Source organism: Pseudomonas sp. UBA4194, assembly GCF_002379585.1.
In the GTDB taxonomy this organism is placed as follows: domain Bacteria; phylum Pseudomonadota; class Gammaproteobacteria; order Pseudomonadales; family Pseudomonadaceae; genus Aquipseudomonas.
On the sequence record NZ_DFUE01000046.1, the window covers coordinates 7,576 to 30,965 of the forward strand.

Here is a 23,390-nt window from a genome sequence, read left to right on the forward strand (position 1 = left end):
AGGAGCGGCGTACAGCCGCGAAGGCGCCAGCAGGCCCACCTCATCCCCACAGGGATAGCATTCCCCCGCCCCGCCGCTCTATGATGACCTCCAGTCCTGCCACTTCTGCGATGCCTCATGTCTGATACCGCTTTTTTCTGCACCCTGGCCCACGAAGGCGTTCTGGCCGTTCGTGGCTCGGATGCCAGCAAGTTCCTGCAGGGCCAGCTGACCTGCAACCTCAACTATCTCAACGAAGACACCGCGAGCCTGGGTGCCCGCTGCACTCAGAAAGGTCGCATGCAGTCCAGTTTCCGCATCCTGCTGCAAGGCGACGGCTGCGTGCTGGCCATGGCCAGCGAGCTGATCGAGCCGCAATTGGCGGACCTGAAGAAGTACGCGGTGTTCTCCAAATCCAAGCTCACCGACGAAAGCGGTGCCTGGGTGCGCTTCGGTCTGCAGCACGGCGACGGCGCCCTTTCGGCGCTGGGCCTGGAGCTGGGGCTGGACGCCCACGCAGTGGCGCGCACCGAGCAACTGATTGCAGTGCGCGTGTCCCCTGCCCGCGCCGAGCTCTGGGCACCAGCCGAGCAGGCGGCCACCCTGGGTGAACGGCTGGCGTCCCAGCTCAGCGAGGGCAGCCTCGAGGGCTGGCTGCTGGGCCAGATCCGCGCCGGCATCGGCCAGGTGTTCGGGCCTACTCGCGAGCTGTTCATTCCACAGATGCTCAATCTGCAAGCGGTCGGCGGCGTCAGCTTCAAGAAAGGTTGCTACACCGGCCAGGAAATCGTTGCGCGCATGCAGTACCTGGGCAAGCTCAAACGCCGTCTGTACAGGCTGAGCCTGGACGCCCCAGCCGAGCCCGGCGCTGCGCTGTTCTCTCCCACCCATGGCAGCGCCATCGGCGAGGTCGCCGTGGCCGCCCCCAGCGAAAACGGCTATGAAGTACTCGCCGTGTTGCAGGCTGACGCCGTGGAAGATGGCCGGATTCACCTGCAAAGTCTGCAAGGGCCCGCCCTGCAGCTTTTGTCCCTGCCCTACGAACTGGACCGCGACCGCGAGATCCAACGTTAGACGATTGTGCCCCGCGGCGCCTGGCAGAAGGCGCCGTCCTACCTGTTGCAGAGGCGTCGAATGAATAAACTGGCGGACACTGTTCAACGCGATTTACTGGAGGCCATCGACAACGACGACCTGGTGCTGCCGACCTTGCCGGAGGTCGCGGTGAAGATTCGCGAAGCCGCCGAGGACGATGACATCAGCGTCATGCGCCTGAGTCAGGTGGTCAGCCAGGACGCTGCCTTGTCCGCGCGGTTGCTCAAGGTGGTCAACAGCCCATTGCTGCGCGCCAGCTTCGAGGTCACGGATGTGCACACCGCCATCAACCGCCTGGGGGTCAACTACAGCAGCAATCTGGCCATCGGCCTGGTGATGGAGCAGATTTTCCACGCCAGGGCGCCAGCCGTGCAAAGCCGCATGCGCGAGGTCTGGCGACGCAGCGTCGAGATCGCCGGCATGAGCTCGGAACTGGCCCGTCGCTACACGCTACTCAAGCCAGACCGGGCCGCCCTTGCCGGCCTCATGCATCAGATCGGTGTGCTGCCCATTCTCACCTACGCCCAGGAGCACAACGAACTGCTCTCCGACGGCGTTTGCCTGAACCATGTGATCGAGCATATTCACCCGGTCATCGGCGACCATATCCTGCGCAAGTGGGATTTCCCGCCCATGCTGGCAAAGGTGCCGGGGCAATATCTGGACCTGCAGCGAGGCAACACCGAAACCGACTACAGCGACCTGGTGATGATCGCGACCCTGCTCAAGCTGCCCAAGCATGATGGCGTGGACACTCTGATCGATCACCCCGCCTATCAGCGCCTGGGCATCAAGCAAAGCCCACTGCTGCTGGCAGAAGAATTGCTGCCGGCTCAGAGCCTGCTGGCCTAGACCGGAAAGTCCACTCGCACCTTCAGGCCGCCGTTGGCGCCGTCGTGCAGACTGATGCGTGCCATGTGCGCGCGGCAGATCTCGCCGACGATGGCCAACCCCAGCCCGGTGCCCGCGCTTTGCGCGTTGCGGCGGTAAAAGCGTTCGAATACGCGATCTCGCTCGTCAGCCGGGATCCCCGGCCCGTCGTCTTCCACTTCCAGCACGCCCGGCTCGATCACCCGCAGAATCACGTTGCCGCCCGAGGGCGTGTGCGCCAGGGCGTTGTCCACCAGGTTGCTGAGCAGTTCGTTGAGCAAGGTCGGCTCGCCCCGCAACCACACCTCGTGCTCGGCTTCCAGCGCCAGGGCGACGCCGCGGCCGTGGGCCAGTGGCGCCATGGCCATGCCCAGTTCCCTGGCCAGCTGGCTCAGATCCAGCGACTGCGCGCCGCCTTCGGCAATCGCCCGCGCGCCGTTCTCGATGCGCGCCAGGGACAGCAGCTGGTTGGCCAGATGGGTCAACTTGTCGGTGCCCTGAGCGGCCTGCTCCAGGGTATCGCGCCAGGTGTCGGGCTCGCGAGCGCGCAAACCCAGTTCGACCCGCGCCTTGAGCGCCGCCAGCGGCGTGCGCAGTTCATGGGCAGCATCGGCGATAAACTGAGCCTGGCGCTCGAACTGCACACGCAAGCGCTCGGTAAAATGGTTGAGCGCCTGCACCAGGGGCCAGAGTTCGCGTTGCACCTCCACCAGCGGCAAAGGCCGCAGGTCATCGGTCTGGCGGTCCTCGACGGCGTCGCGCAACCGCTCCAGGGGACGCAAGGCGGCGCTGACGGTGATCCACACCAGCAGCAGCGCGCCGCCGCCAAGCATGCCCAGCCGCAGCAGCGTATCGGCCATCAGGCTGCGAGCCATGTCCACACGCGCCTCTTCGGTCTCCGCCACGCGGATCTCCGCCATGCCATTCATGTTCGGTTCGCTGACCGGCTTGAGCAGGCTGACCACCCGCACGTCCTGGCCCAGGTAGCGACCACTGTAGAAGGTAGCCAGGGCCGGGTAATCGTCCGTGCGCGGAGTGCCCTTGGGCGGGCCAGGCAGGTTCTCGTAACCAGAGATCAGCTTGTGGTCAATGTCATTGACCTGATAATAAATGCGCCCGGCACTGTCGTAGGCGAACGTATCCAGCGCGACGTAAGGCACATCGGCACTCAGGCTGCCATCCCGCTGGGACAGCCCGGCAGCGATGGTTCGCGCCGAAGCGAGCAGGGTTCGGTCGTAGGCGGTGTCGGCGGCTTCACGGCCGTTCCAGTAGGCACTCAGACCGCTGGCCAGCATCAGGAACACCAACAGCATCGCCAGATTCCACAGCAGCCGCCAACGCAGGCTGCTGGGTTCATGCATCGCGGCTCTCCAACAGGTAGCCAAGACCGCGGAAGGTAACGATGGCGACCGACTGACCGTCGAGCTTCTTGCGCAGGCGGTGGACATAGATCTCGATGGCGTCGGCACTGGCCTCCTCGTCAAGGCCGAAGACCTGACTGGCTAACTGCTCCTTGCTCATCACCCGCCCGGGTCGGGCGATCATGGCTTCCAGGACCGCCTGTTCTCGGGAAGTGAGGGTCAGCAACTCATCGGCCAGGGTGAAGCGCCGGGTATCCAGGTCGTACACCAGTGGCCCGCAGCGCTGTTGCCGCTCGCCGCCCAGTACCGTGCGCCGCAACAGGGCCTTGACCCGGGCTTCGAGTTCGGTGAGTTCGAACGGCTTGGCCAGGTAATCATCGGCACCCAGATTGAGGCCGTGAACCCGGTCCTTGACGTCGCTGCGCGCGGTGAGCATCAGCACCGGCAGGTTCTTGCCGCGGGCACGCAGCCGGGCCAGCACTTCGAAGCCGTCCAGACGCGGCAGGCCGACGTCCAGAATGGCGGCCGCGTATTCTTCGCTGGCCAGCGCCAGATCGGCGGCGACGCCATCGTGCAGCACGTCGACATTCAGCCCCGTGGCCTTGAGCGCCTGGGCGACACTTTCGGCCAACTGCGGGTGGTCTTCTACAAGCAGGACACGCATGGGTGTTCCTCACGGGCAGGCTTATGTTTTTTTCGGGGTCTGCGGCGTTCGGGATGGCCTCATCGCAGGTAGAACCTGCTCTCGCCAGCAATCTTCGCCGTGGCGATGGTCCATCCCCCCCTTTATGCCTCAAGTCTACAGCGCCGAGGCCCGCTGTGAAGCGGTCACATCAAAATGACAGCTGACCGAAAGGCAATTGAAAGCTTGGTGAAAGGTTCGCGACATAATGTTTAACAACAGCTAGCTCGCAGAAGCTATGCCCCGTAAAACGTTCCAAGACGTTTTCGATAACAAGAACAACAATGGAGAGACCCATGATCCGCGCTATCCGTCCGCTCGCACTGGCCGTCAGTTGCCTGTTCCTGGCCACCTCGGCACTCGCCGCCGAAGAACCCAAACGCCCCGAATGTATCGCCCCGGCCTCCCCTGGCGGTGGTTTCGACTTGACCTGCAAACTGGTGCAGAGCGCCCTGGTCAACGAAAAGATCCTGTCCAAGCCGATGCGCGTTACTTACATGCCCGGTGGCGTGGGCGCGGTAGCCTATAACGCCGTAGTCGCCCAGCGCCCTGCCGATGCCGGCACGCTGGTGGCCTGGTCGAGCGGTTCGCTGCTCAACCTGGCCCAGGGCAAATTCGGCCGCTTCGACGAAAATGCCGTGCGTTGGCTGGCAGCGGTAGGGACCAGCTACGGTGCCATCGCGGTCAAGGCTGACTCGCCCTACAAAACCCTCGATGATCTGGTCAAGGCCCTCAAGGCCGACCCGAGCAAAGTGGTGATCGGCTCCGGCGGCACGGTCGGCAGCCAGGACTGGATGCAGACCGCATTGATCGCCAAGGCCGCCGGTATCAACCCGCGCGACCTGCGCTATGTAGCCCTGGAAGGCGGCGGCGAAATCGCCACGGCCCTGCTCGGCGGCCACATCCAGGTGGGCAGTACCGACATCTCCGACTCCATGCCGCATATCCTCAGCGGCGACATGCGTCTGCTGGCGGTGTTCGCCGACGAACGTCTGGACGAACCGGAAATGAAAGACATCCCTACGGCCAAGGAACAGGGCTACGACATCGTCTGGCCCGTGGTACGCGGCTTCTACCTGGGGCCGAAGGTCACCGACGACGAATACAACTGGTGGAAAGCCGCTTTCGACAAGCTGCTGGCCTCCGAGGAGTTCGCCAAGCTGCGTGATCAGCGCGAGCTGTTCCCGTTTGCCATGACCGGGCAGGAGCTGGACACCTACGTGAAGAAGCAGGTTGCCGACTACAAGACGCTGGCCAAGGAATTCGGTCTGGTCCAGTAATCGACGTCGGTTAGCGTCACGGCCTTCGCGGGCAGAGCCCGCTCCCACAGCGACCTGTAGGAGCGGCGTCCAGCCGCGAATGGCTAGCCCCCTGCTTCGTTCCCCCCCACGAAGGAACATGACCATGATCATGATCGTTCAACGTATCTTCGCGTTGCTCTTGCTGCTCGTCTGCGCAGGCCTGGCGTTGATGGCCTGGCCGTACCAGGCGCCGTTTTCCTATGAGCCGGTCGGCCCGCGCGCCTACCCGCTGCTGATGCTCGGGCTGATGAGCCTGGCCCTGCTGTACATGCTGATTCGCCCCACGCCCATCGTGCACAGCGAAGAAGAACCGCCGCTGGATCGTCCCACCCTGAAGAAGATCGGCCTGTGCGTTGTCCTGCTGCTGGTGTTCGCCGGTCTGTTCGAACCGCTGGGCTTCATCCTCAGCAGCGCCCTGATCGGCATTCCCATGGCCCTGCTCTACGGCGGCAAGCCGGTGCCCAGCGCAATCATCATTACCCTGATGAGCATCGCCCTGTACGTGCTGTTCGACAGGATCATGGATGTGCCCCTGCCCCTTGGTCTGCTCAGCGTTCTGGAGAACTGACATGGATACTCTCGGCTACCTGGGTCAGGGCTTCGGCGTTGCACTGACCCCTTACAACCTCATCACCGCGCTGTCGGGCACTTTGATCGGCACCGTGGTCGGCTTGCTGCCGGGCCTGGGCCCGATCAATGGCGTGGCTTTGCTGATTCCCATCGCCTTTGCCCTCGGGCTGCCACCGGAGTCGGCACTGATCCTGCTGGCGGCGGTGTACCTGGGCTGCGAATACGGCGGTCGGATCAGCTCGATCCTGCTCAACATTCCAGGTGAAGCGTCCACCGTGATGACCACGCTGGACGGCTACCCCATGGCTCGCCAGGGCCTGGCTGGCGTGGCACTGTCGCTGTCGGCATGGAGTTCGTTCATCGGCGCCTTCATCGCCACCTGCGGCATGGTGATGTTCGCCCCGATACTGGCCAAATGGGCGATTGCCTTTGGCCCGGCGGAGTACTTCGTACTGATGGTGTTCGCCATCGTCTGCCTGGGCGGCATGGCCGGCGACAGACCGCTGAAGACCTTCATCGCAGCGTTGATCGGACTGTTCCTGTCCAGTGTCGGCATCGATGCCAACAGCGGCGTCTACCGCTTCACCGGCGACAACATCCACTTGGCCGACGGCATCCAGTTCGTGGTGCTGGTGCTGGGTCTGTTCTCCATCAGCGAAATCCTCCTGCTGCTGGAAAAGACTCACCATGGCAGCGCTGCGGTCACCGCCACCGGGCGCATGATGTTCAACCTCAAGGAAGCCGCTTCGGTATTCTGGGTGAACATTCGCTGCGGCGTGCTGGGCTTCATCATGGGCGTGCTGCCAGGCGCGGGCGCAACCCTGGCCAGTGCTGTGGCCTATACCACGGAAAAGCGCCTGGCCGGCGCCAGCGGCAAGTTCGGCCAAGGCGACAAGCGTGGCCTGGCTGCGCCTGAAACCGCCATCGGCGCCACCGCATGCGGCGCGCTGGTCCCCATGCTGACCCTGGGCGTTCCGGGTTCGGGCACCACCGCCGTGATGATCGGCGCCCTGAGCCTGTACAACATCACCCCTGGCCCATTGCTGTTCCAGCAGCAGCCAGACATCGTCTGGGGCCTGATCGCCTCGCTGTTCATCGCCAACATCATGCTGGTGATCCTGAACATTCCGATGATCCGTATCTTTACCAAGATCCTCGCCGTGCCGAACTGGGCGCTGGTGCCGGTCATCGCCATCATCACCGGGATCGGCGTCTACGCCGTGCACGCCACCACCTTCGATCTGTTCCTGATGATCGGCATCGGCATCTTCGGCTACATCCTGCGCAAGCTGGACTTCCCGCTGTCGCCGATCCTGCTGGGCTTCATCCTGGGCGGTCTGATGGAACAGAACCTGCGCCGGGCACTGTCGATTTCCAACGGTGACTTGCACATCCTCTGGGCCAGCCCGATCACCCTGGGCGTGTGGATCGTGACCATTCTGATGCTGCTCTTGCCGCTGGTGCGCATCTGGCGCAAACGCGCTGCCCAGCGTCGTGCGATCGCCGATGTCTGAGCGGTTTCTGCATAGCTGGTGGGGCACCCCCTTCGTCGGTCTGGCTGGCGGCTACCTCGCCAGTCTGATCGGCTGGCCCCTGCCCTGGATGATCGGCTCGCTGCTGGCGATCATCCTGGTGCGCTGCCTGACCCCCTGGCAACTGGCCGAGATACCCAACGGTCGCAAGATCGGCCAGTGGATCGTCGGTATCGGTATCGGCCTGCACTTCACGCCGATGGTGATGGAGCAGGTGTGGGGACACTTCGGCCTTATTTTTTTTGCCGCGCTGATTACCAGCGTGTCGAGCGTCGTGGGTGTGTGGCTGATGCTGCGCACCGGCGAAGACCGGCCCACGGCTTTTTTTTCCAGCATGCCGGGTGGTTCCGGCGAAATGGTCAACCTGGGTGCCCGTAACGGTGCCGATCTCAGCCGAGTAGCCGCCGGGCAAAGCCTGCGGGTGCTGGCAGTGGTGTTATGCGTGCCGGCGCTGTTCAAGTTCCTGCTGGGCGAAGGCGTGCCGATCAGCCACGAAGGCGGGGTCGATTGGCTATGGCTGGCGCTGATCTTTCCTGCTGGCGGGCTGGTGGCCTGGGGTTGGCAGAAGCTCAAGCAGCCCAACCCGTGGCTATTTGGCCCCCTGCTGGTGAGCGCCATCATCAGCGTCAGTTTCGACCTGCACATCGGCCTGCCCGACGGCGGCAGCCAGATCGGCCAGTGGCTGATCGGCAGTGGCCTGGGTTGTCACTTCAATCGGGCGTTCTTCCGCCGCGCCCCGTCGTTTCTCGGTCGGACCTTGATCGGCACGGCGTTGACCATGGGCATTGCCGGGCTCTGCGCATTGGGGCTGAGTGCCCTGACTCAGTTGGACCTGCGCTCGGTGACCTTGGGCATGATGCCCGGCGGCATCGCTGAAATGAGCCTGACCGCCGAAGTGCTGCAACTCTCGGTGCCATTGGTGACCGCGATGCAGGTCATGCGCCTGCTGTTCGTGCTGTTCCTGGCCGAGCCGTTGTTCCGCACCTGGAGCCGGCGTCGACCGCAGCCCTAGGGCAGGCGCCAGTCGATGGGGGTCAGGCCGTTCTGCTCGAGGAACTTGTTCGCCCGGCTGAAATGACCATTGCCGATGAAACCCTTGTAGGCCGACAACGGCGAGGGATGCACGGAGGTCAGCACCAGGTGTTTGCTGCTGTCGACCAACGTCTGCTTGCTCTGGGCATGGGCTCCCCAGAGCATGAAGACCGTGCTGGGCTGCTGCTCGCTGACCACCTGGATGATGCGATCGGTGAAATGCTGCCAGCCCTTCTTGGCGTGGGAAGCTGCATTGGCACGCTCCACGGTCATGGTGGTGTTGAGCAACAACACGCCCTGATCTGCCCAGCTCTGCAGGCATCCGTGATTGGGGATATCGATGTTCAGGTCGCGCTTGAGCTCCTTGTAGATATTCACCAACGACGGCGGTGTGGCAATGCCCGGCTGCACCGAGAAGCACAGACCATGGGCCTGGCCTGGGCCGTGGTAAGGGTCCTGCCCCAGGATTACCACCTTGACCTGATCCAGCGGAGTCGAGTTCAGGGCATTGAAAATCAACGGGCCTGGCGGATAGATTTCCTTGCCGGCGGCATGCTCCTGACGCAGGAACTCGCGCAGTTGCGCCATATAGGGTTTTTCGAACTCATCGCGCAGGGCAGCTTTCCAACTGGGTTCGAGTTTGATGCGGTCGTCTGTGGTCATGGGTTCACCCGAGAATCAATGGGCGGACGGTAGGAAAGCGGCCACACAAAGTCAATCGCCAAAGCAAGTTCGCCAGCGCCAACCATACTCTGTTCTGCGGACATCCATTGCCGGCGCACCTTCAGCGTCACGGTACAGCCACCACCCCCCACCACCGATGAGGTCAGGATGGATCTACATTTCGAAGAGCTTACCGGTGTCGACGGTGCCCGCATCGGCATCGCCACACTGAATGCGGAAAAATCACTCAACGCGCTGTCGCTGTCCATGCTCGAGTCGCTGGGCAGGAAACTGGACGAGTGGGCGGCTGAAGATCAGGTGGTCTGTGTGCTGCTGCGCGGCGCTGGCAGCAAGGCGTTCTGTGCTGGAGGCGATGTACGCACGCTGGTCGAAGCCTGTCGGGCCCACCCCGGCGAAGTGCCGCCGCTGGCGGCAAAATTCTTCGCCGCCGAGTATCGCCTCGACTACCGCCTGCATACCTACCCCAAGCCGCTGATCTGCTGGGGCCATGGCTATGTGCTCGGTGGCGGCATGGGCCTGCTGCAAGGCGCCAGCATTCGCATCGTGACGCCCAGCAGTCGACTGGCCATGCCGGAGATCAGCATCGGCCTGTATCCGGACGTGGCCGCCAGCTGGTTCCTCGGGCGTGTGCCGGGCAAGCTGGGACTGTTTCTGGGCCTTACCGGCGCGCACAGCAATGCTCGCGACGCCCTGGACCTGGGCCTGGCCGACCGTTTCATGCGCGACGACCAGCAGGAAGAGCTGATAGACGGCCTGTTGCAACTCAATTGGCAAGAACAGACGCCGGTGCAGCTGAACAGCCTGCTCAAGGCGCTGGAACAGCAGGCATCGGGCGAGCTGCCCGAGGCTCAGTGGTTGCCCCGTCGTGCGCTCGTCGACCAGGCCTTGGACGTGTGCGACGCAGTGCACGCCTGGCAGGCCATCAGCCGCCTGCGCAGCCATCAGGACCCGTTGCTGGCCAAAGCCGCGCAGACCATGACCGAAGGCTGCCCACTGACAGCGCTGCTCCATTGGGAGCAGTTGAAGCGTGTGCGACCTCTGTCGCTGGCACAGATTTTCGAAATGGATTACACCCTGAGCCTTAATTGTTGCCGCCACCCCGAATTCGCCGAAGGTGTGCGTGCACGCTTGATCGACAAGGACCAGAAGCCTCATTGGCATTGGCCGGATATCGCGGCCATCCCGACAAACGTGGTGCAGGCGCACTTCAGCAAGGCCTGGGAAGGACGACATCCGCTGGCGGATCTGTCGGCGATTTGAGCGGATGCAAGAACGGCGCCCATGGGCGCCGTTTGTGTGTGCAGCGTTTCTACCGGTGCCAGCCGCGCCCTGGGCGGTCGCCGCGGTCACGGTCCTGACCCGAATAGCGGGAAGGTCCGCCCCGCCAGCGCGGGTCCGGGCCGCCTGGATGGCCACGATAGCCCGGCGGTGGTCCCGGACGATAATGGGGCCCTGGGGGTCCGCCGAAATAGCGCGGTGGCGGCGGCGCTACGTAGTACCGGGGCGCCGGCGCCACGTAATAGCGAGGCGGTGGTGAGTAGTAGCCTCGGCTGTAGGGGTAATAGCCACCGGCAGGGTAGCGATCGACCGTATAGACCTCGGTTTGATAGTAGCTCCCGCCTCCGTACGGTACGCACGCACTGGTCAGTAGACCCAAGACAACAACGAGCAGGATTCTTCTATACATAAGCGGCCTCCTGGACCGCGGGGCGGCTCGAACCAGCGGCGCTGGTCGGCATCGAGGGACGATACGGATCTCGACACAGGATCAGACATTGCAAAAGGTGCGGTATTCGAGCTTGTCATAAATTGATACAAACCGTGGTGACGCGATCGCGGGTAGAATCCGCTCCCACAAGGGGCTCCTCCGTGGGAGCGGGGTCTACCCGCGATGGCACCCAACCTGCCCACACAAGAATTACCTGCCCTGCCCGATCCAGTACACTACACACGTACCCACCACCTGCATCGACCATCATGGCCACCCCCGACACCCGCCTCTGCCCGGCCTGCGGCAGCCGTAACGACTGCACCCTGGCCGAACCCACAACCACCGCCCAGAATTGCTGGTGCTATTCGGTAAGCATCGACCGCGCCGTGCTCGAAGCCTTGCCCGACAACCTGCGCAACGCCGCCTGCCTGTGCCCCCGATGCGCCCAGGTGGACCATCAGCTGCGAAACAGCACCCATCCCGTTCAGCCCTGAGCCTCCATGCGCCTCGACCGTTTCCTCAGCAATCTGCCCCGCTTCAACCGCCAACAAGTCCGCCAGGCGCTGGTAACGGGCAACGTTCGAGTCGACGGGTTGATCACTCGCGATCCGCACCACCCTGTCCGCGAGTTCAGCCACGTCCAGATCCACGACGAAGTGCTGCAACAAGGCCGCCCCGCCCGCTATTTCATGCTGCACAAACCCATGGGCTGCGTCAGCGCCACCACGGACCCTGCGCACCCCACCGTGCTCGATCTGCTCGCCGCTCAGGATCGCACCGACCTGCACCTGGCCGGTCGACTGGACTTCAACACCTCAGGGTTGTTGATACTGACCAACGACGGCCAGTGGTCGCGGCGCCTGACTCAACCCCAGACCAAATTACCCAAGGTCTACTACGTCGAAACCGAGCAGGTCATCGAGCCGCACTACGTGCAAGTCTTCGAGCAGGGCCTGTACTTCGCTTTCGAAAACCTCACCACCCTGCCCGCCCAACTCGACATTCTGGGGCCGCATCAGGCGCGACTGAGCATCGTCGAAGGCCGCTACCATCAGGTCAAACGGATGTTTGGTCACTTTCAAAACAAAGTGATCAAGCTGCACCGCGAAAGCATGGGTCCGCTAGTACTCGACGAACGGCTACAGCCTGGGGAATACCGCGCACTCACGGCTGAAGAGATTCAGCAGGTTTAGACCCGCGACCACTCAGCCGAAAGTCACATCACGGTGCCCCTACGCCCCTTGCGGCATCCGCCCCCGCCTGCTTGAATGAATTCACCGGTCCTCATGTGACCGGCCGGTCATGCGTGCATACCAAGAAACTACCCGTTGTCGCCTCGCGCCAACAGCCCGCCTAGAACAACACCCGTCGGCCGCCTTCCCAGGATCGACAAGGGCCCCTCCCAGGCAGATGCCTACCTGTCATAAAAGACGTGCATGTTGAGTGCGCGGAACACTCGTTTTTTGCCAGGAGTCTATCGACATGAGGCCAGAAATCGCTGTGCTGGACATACAGGGTCAGTATCGGGTGTACACGGAGTTCTATCGCGCAGAGGCTGCCGCCAAGACCATCATCCTGGTCAACGGCTCACTGGCTACCACTGCGTCCTTCGCTCAGACGGTCCGCAGCCTGAACGCTGAGTTCAACGTGGTGTTGTACGACCAACCCTACGCGGGCAAATCCAAGCCCCACAACATTCACGAAAAAGCCCTGACCAAGGACGAGGAAGCGCACATCCTCGTTGAGCTGATCGATCACTTCGCCGCCGAGCACGTCATGTCCTTTTCCTGGGGCGGCGCCAGCACCCTGCTTGCCCTTTCCAAGCGCCCGCGACGTATCGAAAAAGCCATCATCAGCTCCTTCTCCCCTGTACTCAACGAGCACATGCGCGACTACCTCAACCGCGGCGTCACTCACCTGAGCGCCTGCAACCGCAACGAGGTCGGGCTTCTGGTCAACGACACCATCGGCAAACACCTGCCGTCACTGTTCAAGCGTTTCAATTACCGGCACGTGAGCAGTCTGGACCTGCACGAGTACGCACAGATGAACTTCCACATCAACGAGGTGCTGCGCTGCGACCTCGGCGATACCCTGGACCGTGCACGCGCGATCAACGTACCGGTGCTGTTCATGAACGGTGAATGGGACGAGTACACCACTCACCATGAAGCCCGATTCTTCGCCCGGCACGTGCAGGACAGTCACTTTGCCTGCATCCAGAGCACCGGCCATTTTCTCGACATGGAACACAAGGCCGCCTGCCGCGACACCCGCCTGGCAGTGATGGACTTCCTGCAACCCCATGCCCGCGAAACGCGCATTCGCTATCAGCATCACCATCAGGCGGGCCAGCATGCCCTGGCACTCTGAAGATCAGCACCTGCAGCACGCCGCTGCGTGAACCGCTGCGGGTGCCGCTGATTGCGCTGAAAAGTGAATAAGCGCTTCAAATTGCTGGTAGGTTCTGGTACAAAGTCAACCGCTCAGAGCGGGTGTCGTATAATGGCATTACTCCAGCTTCCCAAGCTGATAACGAGGGTTCGATTCCCTTCACCCGCTCCAATGATTTCAAGGGCTCCAGCCCTGTCCGCGCCTCGAGGCGCATCGCTGGGGGCCGTATTGGGGGCCGTATGTGCGAGCACGTGCGCATACGTGCCAGAACTGACGTAGCTGCAAGCGCGACACCATCTCACCCTCCCCCCCCTGATAGGTATCGGCGTTTTAGGTTGACCCATGGGAAAAGGGTAATAGAGGTAATGTTTTTCTCAATGCCACTAAGAAGCGCGTTGTGTAAGACATTGACCAAGTACATCAAGGTAATATTTAAGTAATTCCAAGTAATGCAATTACCTTTCAAGCAAGTGAGATTCTGAAAAAATAAAAGCCTTATGAATCAGGTAGTTACGAAAATATTACTTGAAGCATTACTAAATATTACTACCCAAAGTAATCATCCCACCCCGCATCGCACGGGGCGTCCAGCCTCATTCCCGCCCTCGATTTCCTCGATTACCTTTTTCCCGAGGGTCCTCCCAGAGTTGAAGCCTCAGAAACTGCCCCCCCATGCACGTCAGGACAGGCCTACCTTGCAGGGATCTGCAGGTGTCTGGCGGGACAATGACGCGAAGGAGAAGCCCAGCCTGGGCCGCCTCCCCATACTTGCAGGGTTGCAGAAAAAGCCCCCTATTTAGCCCGCAGGCGTGGCGGGGGGACGACGGCGCGCGCCAGGTGCTGACCCACTCCTCCCGGCCTCGGACGCCCCAAAATGGTGCGCGCAACGACCTGGGGACGGGGCCGCTGCCAAGCGCGGCCCTTGAGGCACCTGCAGGTCAGCCCGACAGCTGCCGAAGCCCAATGAATACGGGGGCCACAGGGTGTGTTTGAATGGACGGGACACTACCCAAATGGTATGTTGGACTGGGTTATTTTCGACTGGGCTGAGCCACATCTTTAGGGTCGCGGCCTGGCTATTCCAGCGCAGCGTTGTGGACCAATCGTCGGGTGAGTAAGGAAAGCTCAATGAATGCGCAGTTGATGCCAGTGCCGTTTCACGGTGACACCGTAGTGCTGGTCGGCAAGGACAACGAACCCTACGTCGCCATGAGACCCATCGTTGAGAATATAGGGCTGGGCTGGTCTGCCCAGCGAATCAAGATCGTTGAGCGCTTCCATTCAGTCGTGTCGGAGATCGACACAACTGGAGCAGACGGCAAGCAATACGGCATGACCTGCCTCCCGCTGCGCAAGCTCGCCGCTTGGCTCTACACGATCAATCCCAAGAAAGTAGCGCCTCAACTGCGCGACAAGATCATCCAGTACCAGGAAGAGTGCGATGAGGTTCTGTGGCAATACTGGACCAATGACACGAAGCAGCTCATCGCAACGCTGGAGGAGCGCGCCGCCCGGATCCTGCCGCTGCCTGGGGTCAAGCGCAGCGCGCGGGACGGCATCAACTTCAAGCAGCTGCTGATCCTCCAGGAGCAAGGGCGCAACCTCGCCCAACTGGTGGCCGCAGCGACGGATGGCTTTGAACGGCAGAGCCTGTACAACCAATTGCGCCAGGTAAACGATGCCTTGGGCTTGCCCACGCCGCCGCTGGATCCGCACCCCTTAGCGATCCAGCAAGGCTAGCCACTCTCGGGTCGGGATCTGGCCATTCCAATGGGCCGCACGACCAGCTGGCATTGCCACCGCACCAGTCGCAGTGCAAGAATACTGTTCACGCATACAGTATTTCAGGCGTTGCTATGGACAGTCCCTTTGACCCAGTCACCATCTCGATTGATGAGGTCCTGAAAATATCGGCGCCGTCCACGTACCTGGTGCGCTGCCATGGCGACAGCATGACTGGGGTGGGGATCCATTGCGGCGATCTGCTGGTGGTCGACCGCAGTATCGATGCCACCGTCGGACGGGTTGTGATCGGTGTGGTGAACTCCGAGCCCATGGTGAAGCTGCTCGATCGCCAGGGCGGCATGTACATCCTGCGGTCGTCCAACCCGGCATTCCCCAACCGCTATGTCCTGGAGGGCGATGAGTTTTCGGTATGGGGTGTGGTAGCCCATAGCATTCGTGCTCATGAGCGACAGCCATGAGGTACCAGGTGACCAGGCGCATGTGCCAGGGCAAACCACTTGCCCCTGCGGATGTACGCAACCAGGCGCCTGTCCTAGGCGATGTGCAGATCCAGGAGCAGCGATGCGAGCAACTGGGCAGGAACTCCAAGACCGCCACGCTGCAGGGCATTAACCCTATTGGCCCGCCCGACCTTCCGCTGCTTCATGACGTGGTCCTCTCTTGGATGGCACCCAACGGTCTGGTGCTCAGTGGTCTAGAGGTAGAGGGCGATCGGCTGTACGCCCAGTCCTGGCTGTGTCGCCCCGTTGACTGAGGCGTAACAACGTACTGTGGTACGAAATATTGTCCGCGGACTATTGATCCTCGGACCTTTACGGGCGTAAAGTGCGCCCGTTGCTGCAAATTCAGTGACCGGGCTTGGAAACCCGACAAGCAAAAGGCGCAACAGCGCCCCTTTCACAACAGCAGGCGCTTTTTTTGTGCCTGCCGTTCTGTGTTATGGCGGCTGTGCGTGGGAGGCCTTCGGGTCTGCCGGGTTCCTTTTGCCCCGGTTTTCCAACCTGCGTACAGCTGCCACCCATTCGCTTGGAAACGAACGTGGCAGCTCCATCAAGCAAAAGGAGCTCCACCATGACCACTCTCATTCCGTCCAAAATCCGTGCCCTCGCGCACCGCCGCATGGCCCTTGCCGCGCTGCACGCTGATTCATCCCTCCGCACCCGCCTGAATCGCTACAACCACCACATGAACCAGGTGCGCGCTCTGGAAGCGATCGGCGGTGCCGCGTGAGACGGCCGCACGGTCTCACCGATGCAGATCTGTACGACTTGGAGCGCGTCCGTGACTCGCTCGCCCTGGTGCATGCACTGGCGCAGCAGGCCGACCAGCCTGGGCTTTACCAGCCACAAATGCTGGCTGGGTTCCTCGATGGGATCTGCAATGATCTCAACGCCGTCATCAGCTCCGCGACTGGGCACCAGCCCCGCAACTGACACCCATGGGGTGTCGGCGAAGCCGAGCCCCTTGGCTACGCGATTCCAAGGAGATACAGATGAACACTCAATTGATGCCTGTGCCATTTCACGACGATACGGTGGTACTGGTCGACCAGGACAATGAGCCCTTCGTTGCAATGAAACCGATCGTCGCGAATATGGGGATGGACTGGCCGACCCAGTACGTAAAGCTCACTGAAAAGTTCGGATCAACCATTGGGGAAATCCCAACGGTTGCCGAGGATGGGAAATTGCGGCCCATGACATGCCTACCGCTGCGGAAGCTCGCGGCCTGGCTCTACTCGATCAGCCCCAATAAGGTAGCGCCCGAGCTGCGCGACAAAATCATCCAGTACCAGGAGGAATGTGATGAGGTGCTGTGGAAGTACTGGACGACTGGGGCAGCTGTTCGTCCAGGTGCGATCAGCATCCCCCAGCAGATCAGCATGTCGAAGCATCGGATCGCCTTGCTCAAGGAGCTGATGCGTACGCGCAATCGGGCGATGCGTGAGCTGCTGGGGCAAGAGATCCTGAAATTGTCAGGCGCCATGGGCATGCCAGCGCCAGATCTTGACGCGATAGGCATCGCGGAACCGACACGGCCCGACATCCTTGCAGACTTCTGGGCTGCAGTTTTGCACTTAGACGACAAGGGAATCGCCTACAACCATTCAATAAGCTCAGGCCTGATCGCACTCAATATCCCCCATCTCACAGAACTGTTCTCCACACATGGCCTGCAGATCGGAGTAGGGCCGGACGTTCTAGGCGCACTGAAGATCTGCAGCCGACCTGAATTCCTTCAGGTGAAGCCAGTATCCAGCGCACTAAAGGGGCGATCGGTGAAGTGCTGGGTATTCAGAAAGCCGCCCCAAGTGGGCTTGTGACCCCAGATTACCGACTAGGTAATCCAGTAACCACGGCTGAGGGAGGGTTGATATCCTTAGCCGCAGGTGAACGGCCTACACGATCCGGACCCCCTACAAAAACGATCGGAAACGTATATTTAGGAGAAGGAACAGCTATGGGACAGGCATCACAACGCAAAGCGTCAGATCCACACTACGGAAAGTACTCGAACCATATGCGCGGCTTGGTGTTATCCAATACTGTTGCCATCGAAGGTGACTCCGTACAGCTTTCCTCTGGACTAGATCCTCAGCAACTTCGATCGGCGCTCTTTTTCTGGGATCGACTCGCTTGGCCGAAAAACAACGTGATTTACTCAACCAACGGGCCCGATGAAGCGTTTCTGGTAACGGCTGGCATATTGCAAACCCCAGAGTTTCATTACCAGGTAGGCGGCCAATTATCAGCAGTCATCCAAGAAATCGAACGGCACTTTACAGAGCACTACGAAAGGTTGAATCCTGGGATGTGGAGTCTCGGTACCCCCACACCACGCAACCCTGACCATAAGAACGCTGCAGGACTAGCGATGGAGCTCTATAAATCTCTTCCGGTACCCAGTACCGACGTACCGTTGCAGGAAATACTTAGCTTCAAGCAGAAACGCAGGCCCGAGCTTCTGATGTTCAGGGCTCATATCGAGGCCATGGCCGCCGAAATCGCCAGCGGCGCAGATAGCCATGAAGCTCTGACGAGAAAGCTTGCGGAGCTAGATAGCGCTTGTTCCAACCTCATAAAGGTCTGCGCAGAGTGGCAATTTCCCGTCCACCTTGCGAATGCTAAATTCTCCATGAACTTCAGCATTTCTAAGACGATGTCTACGGCGCTAGACGTATTCGCTAAGGCAAAGGAAATTTCCATGGATGCCACTGCGGCAGCAGTCGCAGCTACGATAGCAGGGGTGTCGAGTAATTTTTCTCTCACTGGAGAACCGGGGATTAGGGACCTGAGACGTCCAAAATCGCCGTACAAGTATCTCTACCATGCCCAGAGAGAACTGCTTTGAATACCGCTCGCTGTAAGCACACGGACCCGACCTAATAGGCTACGGTTTGCTGCGTTTTAGCGTTTCAGACATACAAAAGCCCCGTACCAAAGATATCGGTACGGGGCTTTTTTGTGCCTACGATCAGGCGGCTACAGGCAGCGCGGCGAACTCGTCCAGAACAAGCCGCAGATCCGCGCCCACCGGTCCAGTGACCGAGTAACCAGGATGCGTGCCGTCTGAAGCACTGAGCTTACCCTCCTTCCAGTAATTCGAGTTCGGATCGGCGGTGTCCGTCGTGTAGCGACTGAACGCGTCATGGACGTAGAAACGATCCACCAGCGGGTAGGACTTGATGATGTTATGGAACTGCTCGACGTTCCCACCAGGTCCCCATTTCGGACCGTGCAGCTCTTGATCCGTGACCAACGGCCCAGTCGGTGGTTTGGTACGCGGCATCAACTTGAGGCGGATGATCGTGAATGGCCGAATACCGGAGCCGCTGACGGCGCTGGCCTTGATCGCGACATAGCTATCTTTGACCTGGTTGATGAGGTAGTTGAGACCGCTGTCGATTAGATTGGGTTGATCGTCAAAGTTGTTGGTGAGGATGCCGTCCAACAGATTGTTGCCGAGCTTCACCATGTCCAACAACGTCGGCTGATTGGCCCAGTTGAAGACATAGCCCCCTGGACGAGTGATGTTGCAAGCCGCGTAGGCAGTGGTCCAATCGTTGCCCATCGTGGCGCGTTCTGGGAACCCGAGGCCGCGTCCTGTCGGCCCGTTGTCGCCGGCACCAGCACCGATGGAGTCGCTGCCCGTCAGCACCACTAGTGGATCGCCGAACTCGAAGAACCCGGTGACCACTGGCGTCCATGGTTGGTAGACGCCAACCGTCTGGGCGTTGGTGAATGTCAGCGCCCCAGTGCCGCCAATGTTAGTGCAGGCGTTTTTAGTAGGGTCGAAGGCCGCGCACTGGAAACTTCCAATGCCCCAAGTCTCGACCGTAGGGTAGAACCCACCTGCAGGAACAGCCGCATGCCCGCGGACATAGAACAGAGTACCCACCTCGAATCGCTCCAACCCGAAATCGCCAGGCCGGATGACAACCACGCTGTGCTTGCGATCCTTCGTCTGCAGGACCACACCTTCACTTCCATCCCACAACACTTGGCGGCTGCCGATACCCGGGATCTCGAAGGAAGTGTGCTTGATGGTGAGATTGTTCGCAGGACCTTCGACACCAGTCGTCCACACGTAGTCGTTCGACACCCGCAGGCATAGCCCATTGACGTCGGCGCTACCTATGCGGTGTGGAACTCGGCTGACCAGTTCTGTTGCTACGTCCAGCAGTGGAGCACCGTTTGCCAGATCGCTGGGACGGGTGGGGCGGTTCATGTAGCGGTTGGCCGAACTGACCAGGCGACGGACGCCGGTCGACGCGCCAATACTGACGATGGTGCTGTTCTTCTTGCCGTTGGCAGTAGTGACCTCAATGGTCACTGAGTCGCCCAGAACGGCTGCCTCACCCTTGATCTGGCCAGACATCGACACAGAGATCAGTGCAGGGTTGCTGGACTTCCAGCTCACCAGCTGGCTCGCATCAGCGGGTAGAACCTGTGCTGTCAGTTGACGGGTGCCGCCGGCGGCGACCATCACCGCCTTTTGAGATAGCTGGACGCTGGTGGCCAGCGCTGGGTCCGTACTGACTACCGTACCGTCTTGCTTCCTCCACTGGGTTGGGAAGCTCTCGATGTAGGCATTCACCGTTGCGTCAATGCAGAACGCTTTCCCTGGGAAGTTATCGCGGGCGAGGTAGGTGGTGGTCAATTCGGCGAGGGTCTTCTTGGGTATCGACCCACCGTCACTGCTCGAGGCGCCAATTTTGAAGGTCATTTCGTCACCTTAAATTCAGCACCATCGTGGGCTTGGATCTGGACCAGTGATTTGCCCAGGTCGTACCAGTCACCGCCATCCTCGGTGATGGTATCTACCACCAGCCAATCGTCCGGACCACCGTCCGAGATGGTGACCTGACCCTGATTGGCTTTGACCAGTATCTTGACCCTGCCTAAGTTTTTTTCAGTTAACTCGGTTAAGTACATAGCGCCTCCAGAGGCGTGGTTGAAAGAGGCCTAACGTGCAATTACCCAAGCGGTAACCCAGCGGTAAGTCAGCCGGAAAAGTTATGGAAGTTGCTGTTATTCAAGGCTCGCTGCTTCGATGGGAGTGAATCGGATCACCTCCTCGCCCAGCCAATCATTCACCTGGCGCAGGCGCGACTGGATAGGCTCCAGCTCGTTCATGGCCCAGATCTGCGCCGCTTCCTTGATCGATCCGAAGCCACCAGCGTTCTGCGGCACGATGCCCATCAGCTGCGGAGGGATTCGCAGCGCCGCGAGCATGTCGTCGCGGCTGATGTTCTTGATCGAGGTGAATTCGTCCTTCGCAGCAACTTCACTGACGGGGATCAGCTGAATACCGTCCTTCTTCCCATTTGGGGCGTACATGAACAAATTCCGGAAGTTGCCCGGGCCTTTCGCTGACTTCAAAGCGGTGCGCAGCGCGTCGACATCGTTCTCGTTCTGGGCGGCATCGGTCATATACATGATGAAACCGGCGTGACTGCCGTTGTTGTAGTACTTGCGTCGGAACAACGTGGCGGACTCGTTCAGCAACGCGCTCTGCAGCGCCGGCAGCCACTCGGGCAGGCCGTAGATCTCCTGATCGATATCCGCCTCGCGGATGTGGCAGATCGATCCTTTCAGGAAGGCATGCTCGTCGCGCCAACTGCGCACCTGGTAGTAGCTCTCCAGGTCAGCGCCGCGGCGCATGTATTTGCCCAGCGCCGGTTTTAGGCCGAGCGTGTTGCGGAGCATGTTGTTCTGCTTCTCCAGGTAGCAGTTCCCCAGCCAGAGCCAATCCAGGGTGAACTGCTCGAAGGTTTGCCTGGACAGCAGCCGGTGGGGAATGAAAGTGCGGGCCAGCATGTTGCGCTTGAAGTTGAGCCCCGACTGCAAGAACACGCTGGCCTTGGACGATTTCGCTAATCCATCGAAGGATATCGGGGGCTCGTACCAGCGGCCGTTGGACCAGCACTCCAGATAGTCCAGGATGCCGCGCTCATCGAGAACAGGGGTCGGATCACCGAAGGTGAACGCCTCCATGCGCCCGGCCGGCGCCGGCACTGATAGCTCTGTGGTGTTTCCTGGGCTGTCGCTCATCAATAGATCTCCATGAACCCGGTGTTGGCGGCGGTCTGCCCCTCAAGCGGTTCGTTCTGCAGTGCGTGGAAAAGGGCCCAGGCCAAGTCGGCGTGGCCGGTCTCATCGGTGCGGCCGGCGGTGTAAGTGAACTGCCGACCGCTGGCGGTGACTGTCTTGCGGATAGCCATCAGGGACTGGGCCATGTCGATCCAGCCGGCATCGAACTCCAGGCGCCCCTTGTGAATAACGTCGTAGGCTTTCAGCACCAGCCGGGTTTTCACCTCGGGCGAGTAGCTGAAGGTGGTGAGGTTGGGGAAGAACTGGCGCACCAGCTGCGCCACGCCAGAGCCCATGCCGGTGACATCGATGCCGATGTATGTCACCCAGTAGCGTTTGGTGATCTGTCGAATCGACTCAGCCTGGGCGGCAAAGTCCATGCCCCTGAACTGGTGACGCTCGAGCACTCGGAACTTCCCCCCGGGTACCAGTGGCGGCGCAACGACCACCAGGCCGGAGCTGTCCCCAGTCTCTGCCGGGTCGTAGCCGACCCACACCTGCCGATCGGCGAACGGCCTGGCGGCGAAAGGCTTGTAGTCCTCGGACCATTCGATCCAGCTGTCGACCATGCAGGGCTGCAGCACGTTGAGCGGAAAGATGCTCGCCCCGTCGTCGACAAATTGGCACATGAGCAAGTTTGCGAAGGCGTCGGCGTTGTACTCCAGCCGTAGCTCCTCAAGGTCGAACAGATCGCACCCACGCTGCTCCGCGTCCAGGATCGTCACGATCTGCCGCCAGATCCTGTCCTCGCACAGGCGTCCCTGCTGCAGTGAATCGTGGGAGACATCCAGTTTGAGGCGCTGCGCCGCGGGCTTGCCTTTGTTGAAGCGTTCACCGGTCCAGAACGTATAGGCCTCGTGGGCCATGCTCGAGGGCGTAGAGAAGTACGTGCGCCGGTACTGCTTCTGCATCGCCATGCCGCTGGCGACCTTGTTCAGCTCGTTGAACTTGAACGTCCAGAAGAATTCGTCGAAGTAGAAATTACCGTGATAACCCTGAGCGGTTCGGGCGTTGGTACCAAGGAAATGCAGCTCGGCGCCGTTGCCCAGGATGATCGGGTCGCCAGTCAACTCGACGCCGCAAACCTCGCGGGCAAAACCCTGGATGTAAGCCTTGAAGATGTGGGCCTGGTTCTTCGATGCCGACAGGAAGATCTGGTTGCGGCCGGTGACCAGCGCATCGATCAGCGCCTCCCGCGCAAAATAGTAGGTCGCGCCGATCTGCCTGCTTTTGAGGATCGCCCGGGTGCGCTGGTTGCCGGCCCGGTACCAGTCCAGCTGATAACCGAAGCAACCATCGGTGAAGGCCTCGGTGAGCAGCTCGATCTGCTGTTCATCGAACTCGTTGCGCGCCGCCTTCTTCTTCGGCCCCTCGTTGCGCTTGGCCAGGTTCGGGTTGAGCTCAGCTTCGGTGCCGCCTGTTTTGAAGCGCTCGATGCGCGCCTGGCGCTCGAGCTGCCGGTGCAGCAGATCGAGCTCTTTGAAGTCACCGCCCGTTTTGCCTTCCTTGAGGATCAGCTGCACCAGCCTCGCCTCCAGCGCACCGCCGATCCGTTCGACGTTGTCGGCCCGATCCCACTCATCCCGGGTTTTCCAGGCATGCACGGTCTTTTCGTTCTCACCGAGCATTTCGGCGATCGCGGAGATCCGCATGCCCGTCCAGTAATGGAACTTGGCCTGGCGGCGGTTATCTCGGACGGGAGTGAGTTCAGTCGTAGTCATGGCGGCGATGCTGACGCCGCGCGCGCGTAGACACGTAGTCGTGCCGGATGTAGGGGAAACGGGTACAACCGCGCCCGATTGCTGCAATAGCATGCAGAATCGACGATGCACCTCAACGC

At 60.9% G+C, this 23,390-nt stretch carries 22 protein-coding genes and 1 tRNA gene; 16 read left to right on the plus strand and 7 right to left on the minus strand.

The features are described from left to right. Positions 1–117: 117 nt before the first annotated feature. Entirely contained in the window at positions 118–1,053 is a 936-nt protein-coding gene (locus tag B3397_RS11945; protein ID WP_296250260.1) for a YgfZ/GcvT domain-containing protein, read from the plus strand. 60 nt (positions 1,054–1,113) lie between these two features. Continuing rightward, positions 1,114–1,926 carry an HDOD domain-containing protein gene (locus B3397_RS11950; RefSeq protein ID WP_349679025.1) on the plus strand — a complete coding sequence of 271 codons (813 nt, stop codon included), beginning with the start codon at positions 1,114–1,116 and terminating at the stop codon, positions 1,924–1,926. On the opposite strand, the gene B3397_RS11955 is transcribed toward B3397_RS11950, so the two are convergent. After that, positions 1,923–3,305 carry a sensor histidine kinase gene (locus B3397_RS11955; RefSeq protein ID WP_296250261.1) on the minus strand — a complete coding sequence of 461 codons (1,383 nt, stop codon included), beginning with the start codon at positions 3,303–3,305 and terminating at the stop codon, positions 1,923–1,925. The genes B3397_RS11950 and B3397_RS11955 overlap by 4 nt on opposite strands. Then, entirely contained in the window at positions 3,298–3,969 is a 672-nt protein-coding gene (locus B3397_RS11960) for a response regulator (RefSeq protein ID WP_296250263.1), read from the minus strand. The genes B3397_RS11955 and B3397_RS11960 overlap by 8 nt, the downstream gene beginning before the upstream one ends. 314 nt (positions 3,970–4,283) lie before the next feature. Between B3397_RS11960 and B3397_RS11965 the strand changes: the two genes are divergently transcribed. The 4 genes from B3397_RS11965 to B3397_RS11980 all read left to right on the plus strand — a co-directional run bounded on the left by B3397_RS11965 (position 4,284) and on the right by B3397_RS11980 (position 8,402). Next, positions 4,284–5,267 (plus strand): Bug family tripartite tricarboxylate transporter substrate binding protein, encoded by a 984-nt coding sequence (locus tag B3397_RS11965; RefSeq protein WP_296250264.1) that lies wholly within the window; start codon positions 4,284–4,286, stop codon positions 5,265–5,267. 130 nt (positions 5,268–5,397) lie between these two features. Continuing rightward, positions 5,398–5,856, plus strand: coding sequence for a tripartite tricarboxylate transporter TctB family protein (locus tag B3397_RS11970; RefSeq protein WP_296250529.1), 459 nt, complete (start codon positions 5,398–5,400; stop codon positions 5,854–5,856). Between the two features lies 1 nt (position 5,857). Beyond that, on the plus strand, positions 5,858–7,372 hold the full coding sequence (locus B3397_RS11975) for a tripartite tricarboxylate transporter permease (RefSeq protein WP_296250266.1): 1,515 nt from the start codon (positions 5,858–5,860) through the stop codon (positions 7,370–7,372). Then, on the plus strand, positions 7,365–8,402 hold the full coding sequence (locus tag B3397_RS11980) for an AbrB family transcriptional regulator (RefSeq protein WP_296250267.1): 1,038 nt from the start codon (positions 7,365–7,367) through the stop codon (positions 8,400–8,402). Before B3397_RS11975 ends, B3397_RS11980 begins: the two co-directional genes overlap by 8 nt. Here B3397_RS11980 and ung read toward each other — a convergent pair. Further along, a complete protein-coding gene (gene ung, locus B3397_RS11985) occupies positions 8,399–9,085 on the minus strand; it encodes a uracil-DNA glycosylase (RefSeq protein ID WP_296250269.1) in 687 nt (228 codons plus the stop codon). The genes B3397_RS11980 and ung overlap by 4 nt on opposite strands. Positions 9,086–9,253: 168 nt before the next feature. On the opposite strand from ung, the gene B3397_RS11990 reads away from it, so the two are divergent. The 10 genes from B3397_RS11990 to B3397_RS12035 all read left to right on the plus strand — a co-directional run bounded on the left by B3397_RS11990 (position 9,254) and on the right by B3397_RS12035 (position 18,308). Further along, the gene (locus B3397_RS11990; protein WP_296250271.1) at positions 9,254–10,366 is read left to right on the plus strand and encodes an enoyl-CoA hydratase/isomerase family protein; all 1,113 of its coding nucleotides are present in this window, start codon (positions 9,254–9,256) and stop codon (positions 10,364–10,366) included. Positions 10,367–11,083: 717 nt separating this feature from the next. After that, complete coding sequence (locus B3397_RS11995; protein WP_296250273.1) at positions 11,084–11,311, plus strand: cysteine-rich CWC family protein; 228 nt, start codon at positions 11,084–11,086, stop codon at positions 11,309–11,311. A 6-nt stretch (positions 11,312–11,317) separates the two neighbouring features. Further along, entirely contained in the window at positions 11,318–12,010 is a 693-nt protein-coding gene (locus B3397_RS12000; RefSeq protein WP_296250274.1) for a pseudouridine synthase, read from the plus strand. Positions 12,011–12,299: 289 nt separating this feature from the next. Further along, on the plus strand, positions 12,300–13,190 hold the full coding sequence (locus B3397_RS12005; RefSeq protein ID WP_296250275.1) for an alpha/beta fold hydrolase: 891 nt from the start codon (positions 12,300–12,302) through the stop codon (positions 13,188–13,190). A gap of 118 nt (positions 13,191–13,308) precedes the next feature. Continuing rightward, positions 13,309–13,382: transfer RNA gene (locus tag B3397_RS12010), tRNA-Gly, on the plus strand. A 957-nt stretch (positions 13,383–14,339) separates the two neighbouring features. Continuing rightward, entirely contained in the window at positions 14,340–14,951 is a 612-nt protein-coding gene (locus B3397_RS12015; protein WP_296250276.1) for a phage antirepressor N-terminal domain-containing protein, read from the plus strand. Between the two features lie 116 nt (positions 14,952–15,067). Next, the gene (locus B3397_RS12020; protein WP_296250277.1) at positions 15,068–15,415 is read left to right on the plus strand and encodes a LexA family protein; all 348 of its coding nucleotides are present in this window, start codon (positions 15,068–15,070) and stop codon (positions 15,413–15,415) included. Positions 15,416–16,028: 613 nt separating this feature from the next. After that, on the plus strand, positions 16,029–16,187 hold the full coding sequence (locus B3397_RS12025) for a hypothetical protein (RefSeq protein WP_296250279.1): 159 nt from the start codon (positions 16,029–16,031) through the stop codon (positions 16,185–16,187). 262 nt (positions 16,188–16,449) lie between these two features. Then, a complete protein-coding gene (locus tag B3397_RS12030) occupies positions 16,450–17,280 on the plus strand; it encodes a phage antirepressor N-terminal domain-containing protein (protein ID WP_296250281.1) in 831 nt (276 codons plus the stop codon). Between the two features lie 137 nt (positions 17,281–17,417). Beyond that, complete coding sequence (locus B3397_RS12035; protein ID WP_296250283.1) at positions 17,418–18,308, plus strand: DUF6236 family protein; 891 nt, start codon at positions 17,418–17,420, stop codon at positions 18,306–18,308. 123 nt (positions 18,309–18,431) lie between these two features. Here B3397_RS12035 and B3397_RS12040 read toward each other — a convergent pair whose 3' ends face one another. From B3397_RS12040 to B3397_RS12055, 4 genes are all read right to left on the minus strand, one after another. Further along, positions 18,432–20,183 (minus strand): Ig-like domain-containing protein, encoded by a 1,752-nt coding sequence (locus tag B3397_RS12040; protein WP_296250286.1) that lies wholly within the window; start codon positions 20,181–20,183, stop codon positions 18,432–18,434. Next, a complete protein-coding gene (locus B3397_RS12045; protein WP_296250287.1) occupies positions 20,180–20,392 on the minus strand; it encodes a hypothetical protein in 213 nt (70 codons plus the stop codon). Before B3397_RS12045 ends, B3397_RS12040 begins: the two co-directional genes overlap by 4 nt. Before the next feature lie 96 nt (positions 20,393–20,488). After that, entirely contained in the window at positions 20,489–21,511 is a 1,023-nt protein-coding gene (locus tag B3397_RS12050) for a phage portal protein (protein WP_296250288.1), read from the minus strand. Beyond that, the gene (locus tag B3397_RS12055) at positions 21,511–23,271 is read right to left on the minus strand and encodes a terminase ATPase subunit family protein (RefSeq protein WP_296250290.1); all 1,761 of its coding nucleotides are present in this window, start codon (positions 23,269–23,271) and stop codon (positions 21,511–21,513) included. The genes B3397_RS12050 and B3397_RS12055 overlap by 1 nt, the downstream gene beginning before the upstream one ends. Positions 23,272–23,390 lie beyond the last annotated feature (119 nt).

Excerpts from the sequence above, each read along its gene's own strand:
- B3397_RS11980 (WP_296250267.1), top strand. The coding sequence starts at position 7,365 with ATGTCTGAGCGGTTTCTGCATAGCTGGTGGGGCACCCCCTTCGTCGGT.
- ung (WP_296250269.1), bottom strand. The coding sequence starts at position 9,085 with ATGACCACAGACGACCGCATCAAACTCGAACCCAGTTGGAAAGCTGCC.
- B3397_RS12000 (WP_296250274.1), top strand. The coding sequence starts at position 11,318 with ATGCGCCTCGACCGTTTCCTCAGCAATCTGCCCCGCTTCAACCGCCAA.
- B3397_RS12055 (WP_296250290.1), bottom strand. The coding sequence starts at position 23,271 with ATGACTACGACTGAACTCACTCCCGTCCGAGATAACCGCCGCCAGGCC.
- B3397_RS11960 (WP_296250263.1), bottom strand. The coding sequence starts at position 3,969 with ATGCGTGTCCTGCTTGTAGAAGACCACCCGCAGTTGGCCGAAAGTGTC.
- B3397_RS12025 (WP_296250279.1), top strand. The coding sequence starts at position 16,029 with ATGACCACTCTCATTCCGTCCAAAATCCGTGCCCTCGCGCACCGCCGC.
- B3397_RS12040 (WP_296250286.1), bottom strand. The coding sequence starts at position 20,183 with ATGACCTTCAAAATTGGCGCCTCGAGCAGTGACGGTGGGTCGATACCC.
- B3397_RS11995 (WP_296250273.1), top strand. The coding sequence starts at position 11,084 with ATGGCCACCCCCGACACCCGCCTCTGCCCGGCCTGCGGCAGCCGTAAC.
- B3397_RS12005 (WP_296250275.1), top strand. The coding sequence starts at position 12,300 with ATGAGGCCAGAAATCGCTGTGCTGGACATACAGGGTCAGTATCGGGTG.
- B3397_RS11945 (WP_296250260.1), top strand. The coding sequence starts at position 118 with ATGTCTGATACCGCTTTTTTCTGCACCCTGGCCCACGAAGGCGTTCTG.
- B3397_RS11990 (WP_296250271.1), top strand. The coding sequence starts at position 9,254 with ATGGATCTACATTTCGAAGAGCTTACCGGTGTCGACGGTGCCCGCATC.
- B3397_RS12045 (WP_296250287.1), bottom strand. The coding sequence starts at position 20,392 with ATGTACTTAACCGAGTTAACTGAAAAAAACTTAGGCAGGGTCAAGATA.
- B3397_RS11950 (WP_349679025.1), top strand. The coding sequence starts at position 1,114 with ATGAATAAACTGGCGGACACTGTTCAACGCGATTTACTGGAGGCCATC.
- B3397_RS12015 (WP_296250276.1), top strand. The coding sequence starts at position 14,340 with ATGAATGCGCAGTTGATGCCAGTGCCGTTTCACGGTGACACCGTAGTG.
- B3397_RS12030 (WP_296250281.1), top strand. The coding sequence starts at position 16,450 with ATGAACACTCAATTGATGCCTGTGCCATTTCACGACGATACGGTGGTA.
- B3397_RS11955 (WP_296250261.1), bottom strand. The coding sequence starts at position 3,305 with ATGCATGAACCCAGCAGCCTGCGTTGGCGGCTGCTGTGGAATCTGGCG.
- B3397_RS11965 (WP_296250264.1), top strand. The coding sequence starts at position 4,284 with ATGATCCGCGCTATCCGTCCGCTCGCACTGGCCGTCAGTTGCCTGTTC.
- B3397_RS12020 (WP_296250277.1), top strand. The coding sequence starts at position 15,068 with ATGGACAGTCCCTTTGACCCAGTCACCATCTCGATTGATGAGGTCCTG.
- B3397_RS11975 (WP_296250266.1), top strand. The coding sequence starts at position 5,858 with ATGGATACTCTCGGCTACCTGGGTCAGGGCTTCGGCGTTGCACTGACC.
- B3397_RS12035 (WP_296250283.1), top strand. The coding sequence starts at position 17,418 with ATGGGACAGGCATCACAACGCAAAGCGTCAGATCCACACTACGGAAAG.
- B3397_RS11970 (WP_296250529.1), top strand. The coding sequence starts at position 5,398 with ATGATCGTTCAACGTATCTTCGCGTTGCTCTTGCTGCTCGTCTGCGCA.
- B3397_RS12050 (WP_296250288.1), bottom strand. The coding sequence starts at position 21,511 with ATGAGCGACAGCCCAGGAAACACCACAGAGCTATCAGTGCCGGCGCCG.